The 3,945-nt window shown below is 37.6% G+C and carries 6 protein-coding genes and 2 pseudogenes; 3 read left to right on the top strand and 5 right to left on the bottom strand.

The window, feature by feature from the left end; genetic code table 11:
- The 5 genes and pseudogenes from ACFIKD_RS08955 to ACFIKD_RS08975 form a co-directional block, all read right to left on the bottom strand.
- Positions 1-189 (bottom strand): annotated as a pseudogene (locus ACFIKD_RS08955) (hypothetical protein); the annotation flags it as partial.
- Positions 190-199: 10 nt separating this feature from the next.
- Complete coding sequence (locus ACFIKD_RS08960) at positions 200-640, bottom strand: hypothetical protein (protein WP_375647827.1); 441 nt, start codon at positions 638-640, stop codon at positions 200-202.
- 11 nt (positions 641-651) lie between these two features.
- Complete coding sequence (locus tag ACFIKD_RS08965; RefSeq protein ID WP_375635830.1) at positions 652-987, bottom strand: dATP/dGTP diphosphohydrolase domain-containing protein; 336 nt, start codon at positions 985-987, stop codon at positions 652-654.
- Positions 988-1,200: 213 nt separating this feature from the next.
- Positions 1,201-1,572: pseudogene (locus ACFIKD_RS08970) on the bottom strand (hypothetical protein); the annotation flags it as partial.
- Between the two features lie 10 nt (positions 1,573-1,582).
- Complete coding sequence (locus ACFIKD_RS08975; protein ID WP_375647829.1) at positions 1,583-1,861, bottom strand: hypothetical protein; 279 nt, start codon at positions 1,859-1,861, stop codon at positions 1,583-1,585.
- Positions 1,862-1,973: 112 nt separating this feature from the next.
- On the opposite strand from ACFIKD_RS08975, the gene ACFIKD_RS08980 reads away from it, so the two are divergent.
- The 3 genes from ACFIKD_RS08980 to ACFIKD_RS08990 all read left to right on the top strand — a co-directional run bounded on the left by ACFIKD_RS08980 (position 1,974) and on the right by ACFIKD_RS08990 (position 3,455).
- Positions 1,974-2,306, top strand: a complete 333-nt coding sequence (locus ACFIKD_RS08980; protein ID WP_375612684.1) for a helix-turn-helix domain-containing protein — start codon at positions 1,974-1,976, stop codon at positions 2,304-2,306.
- 223 nt (positions 2,307-2,529) lie between these two features.
- Positions 2,530-2,910, top strand: a complete 381-nt coding sequence (locus ACFIKD_RS08985; protein WP_375647830.1) for a hypothetical protein — start codon at positions 2,530-2,532, stop codon at positions 2,908-2,910.
- A gap of 113 nt (positions 2,911-3,023) precedes the next feature.
- The gene (locus ACFIKD_RS08990; protein WP_252619730.1) at positions 3,024-3,455 is read left to right on the top strand and encodes a hypothetical protein; all 432 of its coding nucleotides are present in this window, start codon (positions 3,024-3,026) and stop codon (positions 3,453-3,455) included.
- The last annotated feature ends 490 nt before the right edge of the window (positions 3,456-3,945 follow it).

A 3,945-nucleotide genomic window follows, 5' to 3' on the forward strand; every position in this document is an offset into this window, starting at 1 on the left:
TTGTAAATGTTGTATTTTCTCTTCATTTTCTGCTAGCTGTCCTTCCATCAACGCTTTTTGTGACGCTATTAACTCATTTTTTTCAGCTAGCTCTTTTCTAAGCCTTCGCACTCTTTTAGAAGAGTCATGAACAGCATAAAACGAAATCACATTCGCAATTAAGGAAATAACAATTGCTACTAAACTCATCTTTCTCTCCTCACTTACCCTTCTTCTTACTCTTTTTACTCTTATGAGGCGGCGCTTTTACTGCTTCATCACGCGGCTTAAGCTTTTGTGTTAGTCTTTCAACTTCCTCGTCGCGTGATTGAACATCTGCTTTTAGTGCCTGTATCTTTTCACTTTTCCGTTTAAACTCTTCTCGGTACGCATCTATCTTTTGCTTAAGTTCTTCAATTTCCTCGTCACGTTCTTCAATTAGCTTGTCGCATTGTTCAAGATCCGCATCACATTGATCAATTGTCTGCTTGCTTTCCTTTAAATACCTAAACTCATTCTCTCTCATTTCTTTCTTAAGATCTTGAACCTGCTCTTTAAGTGCTTTAACTTGGTTGCGATAATGCAATGCAATACGAAACATCACTCCGCTTAAGAGCAAAACTGAAACCACTGCTATCCATAAAATTTCATTCGAACTCATCTTTATCTCCTTTAATTTTTATGAGGGCGGTCATCATGACCAATCTGTTGTGCTTCGCATTCCATTAAAAAAAGAATGCAACAAGCCGCATGTGCCAAGTGTGATAAATCACTCTCAGCATCCTTATGCTCTCCACCAAACCATGCTAATAAATGACGTAAAGCAGCACCGTGTAACCTGCTCCAGTGCATGCCATTACGCCAATTGTTTGCTCCGTACTTCTTTGCCCCAAACTCTAAAACTTTACCGATTTCAAGCAGTGCCAACGGCGGTATAAGCTCTATACGAGGCTTACCAGCATCATCCTTATGCGCTTCGTTTGTGCTATATGAAACGTGTTTACGTATGTAAACTTCGTCGTTATCGCTAACCTCTCCATAGCCACAAACCTTGGTATATCCACAAACCTTGGCATTTCCGTAAACACGAGCATTTTCACAAACCTTAGCATTCCCATACACATGCGCATTGCCATAAACCGAAGCATCATTACTAACACAGACATAGCCACAAACCTTGGCATTGCCATAAACACGGGCATGGTCACTAACATGCGCATGCCCACTAACACGAGCATTTTCATAAACTCTAGCTCTGCCATAAATATGGGCATTGCCATAAACATAGCTATCTCCATAAATAAAAGCATCTATACCAACACGGGCATTGCCATAAACACGGGCGTTTCCATAAACGTTGGCTCCATTAAAAACCCATGCATTTTCATAAACCTTGGCATTATCAAAAACACAAGCCTTCGGAGCAACCCAACATTCACCATGATGACTTAAGTTGCTCTCTTTTTCGATATACCCCCCAATCTCTCCAGCCTTCACATCTCCAAAATCTCTTAAGGCTTTAATACGATGAAGTGTGTGATTACCAAAAACACGTGTCTCATCCGTGAATTCATATTTCTTTTCTACAGCCATCTTTATCTCCTTAAGGCTGCAAAGTCTCACGCGCGCTATCAACGCTGGAACTTTTGCAAATTTTCGTAATTGGGGGGTGTTGCTCTTGCATTAATCTCTGCAAGCGCTCGGGATAAAAAAAATCTTCTGGACGCAAATCTATCCCATGCTCACGTGCGTAATCTAAAATTTTTTGCTGGTGTTTTGCTGGCATGTCACGCCATCTATAAACAGATGACACATCTCTTTGCACTATGGTTGCTACAGTTTTGAAACCACCTAAATATTTTATAATTAATCTCGAAGGCATATGTAATCTCCATAACAGCGCAATAAATAATTGCACTTTTTACATATGTCAACAAAAAATGCACCTTTCACATTTTTGCATTTTACGTATTTTTAGGGATAATATTTAAATTATGAGTAGCAATATTGAAAAAAGTATCCAACAATGGCTAGAAAAAAAATTAGACGAGCGCGGACACGGTGCTCAAATAGAACTAGCCGCCTACTTGGGAATCCATCAATCCACTATAAGCAGAATGATTAATCCTTACAAAAATGGAAAATCAAGAAGCATAAGTATTGGGGAATTAGTTAAAATAGCTGAGTTTTTTAACGAGCCCCCCCCCAATTTCTTCAATGATGTTGATCAAGAATTTATGAATTTTTATCGTGATCTTTCTGAAGAAAACAAGAAGTCTGTGATTTTATATATTGAGTTTTTAAGGCAATCAAAAGATAAGTTATAGTTTCCTTTTCTTTCTGAGAAAACCCTTTTAAAAGATTAGAATCTTGTTCCGCTATTTGCATTTTGTATCTCCATAAATTGTGGATAGTGCACTTTTAAAAAAAACATACCTAACATAAATATGCACTTTTTACATTTTTATGTTGACACTTGCACTTTTTGCATATATTTATCTCCCATATCTTAGAAAATAACTTTTGCCAATAGGCTCTATGGAGGCATTTGTGAAGAAACCAGTGTTTATAAATTCTGATGAAATTCTCTTAGTGATGTGCGAAAATGAAGAGCAAAATCTCGCTAAATATGGAACTTTCTTTGAAGAAAAGGACATTATCAATTTTATCGACCAAGCCGATAATGCTGTCCAAATTTTGCGTATTGAACCAACGACTAATCGTTGCGAAGACATCTCTGAAGATATTGCCGAATTCTATCTTAAAGAATGTGAAGAGCAGTGTTTCAACGGAAACATTCCTCACGACTTTGTTACGCATAGTTCAGCATACGGTTTTTTTTTAGATGATATAAAACAGCGCGAATATGATGATGCAATGTATGGTTCTTACGAAAAACAACACCGTTTGCGTCCTTGTGATGTGCTTTAAAAGCTAAAGGCGTTTTTAAAAGACGCCACCTTTTCAAAAAATTCACCACACAATGCAATGCCGTTCTTTTGCAAGAACGACAAAGGCAGAGTCTAACTTAAAGGAGTAAAATAATGGAAAAAAAATATGAACTTACTGATGAAACAATTGAGTTTGATGGCAGAACTCTCCACCGCATACGTTCATTGAGAAGCTTCGGAAAAATCAAGAAAGGTGACCTAGGCGGCTTTATAGAAGGTGAGAGCAACTTAAGTCATGAAGGAGACTGTTGGGTTTATGATGATGCCATGGTTTATAGCGGTGCAAAAGTTTACAACAATGCCAAGGTATTTGATAACTCAAAAGTTTGTTATTTTGCAAATATTTATGAAAATGCAACAATTCATCATAACGCAAAAATATATGGTGGTCGTATTTTTGGAAAAGCACATGTTTACGAAAATGCAAGTGTTCATTGCAATGCAGAAGTGTATGGTAACGCACACATTTACGGAGATTCAGAGGTTCGTGGAGGCAGTATTATCACAACGAGCGAGAGAAGATAATTATTATGTATAGATATGAAATTAAACCTACTTTGTGTTCGCAGTTAGTTGTGAGAAATACCCACAATCCAGGTGAACTTTGTATAACGATCTCTGGAGATAAGGGCGAGCCCTATGTAGATACCATAATCTCTAAAGACAAAATAGATGCCTTCTTAAGTGAAGAGAATATCGTGCCAATGGAACTCATAGGATCGCAATGCTTTGCATTTTCATACGAATTCAGACCGTTTGCATGCACTAGATTTGAAATGATACCACCCAATTCAGATGAATCTTTCTTGTTGACGCTATATTCTGATCATTGTGCATATATAAAACGCATTCCAATTGATCGGATTGTACAACCTGTAAAGACAAAACTCTAACACCCCAAAACCAGTCTTTTAACACCAGCGTGATTCACGCCACGGGTGAATTGCGCGCAATGTAGGAAATCAAGATGACAAATTCTACTTTTTTAAAAGAAATGGCAGAAAAATATGGATTT

It is taken from the genome of Bartonella sp. CR84HXZ (assembly GCF_042194535.1).
GTDB lineage: Bacteria > Pseudomonadota > Alphaproteobacteria > Rhizobiales > Rhizobiaceae > Bartonella > Bartonella grahamii.

Bases quoted from the DNA above. Each gene is read 5' to 3' on its own strand.
- ACFIKD_RS08960 (WP_375647827.1), bottom strand. From the start codon at position 640: ATGAGTTCGAATGAAATTTTATGGATAGCAGTGGTTTCAGTTTTGCTC.
- ACFIKD_RS08975 (WP_375647829.1), bottom strand. From the start codon at position 1,861: ATGCCTTCGAGATTAATTATAAAATATTTAGGTGGTTTCAAAACTGTA.
- ACFIKD_RS08980 (WP_375612684.1), top strand. From the start codon at position 1,974: ATGAGTAGCAATATTGAAAAAAGTATCCAACAATGGCTAGAAAAAAAA.
- ACFIKD_RS08990 (WP_252619730.1), top strand. From the start codon at position 3,024: ATGGAAAAAAAATATGAACTTACTGATGAAACAATTGAGTTTGATGGC.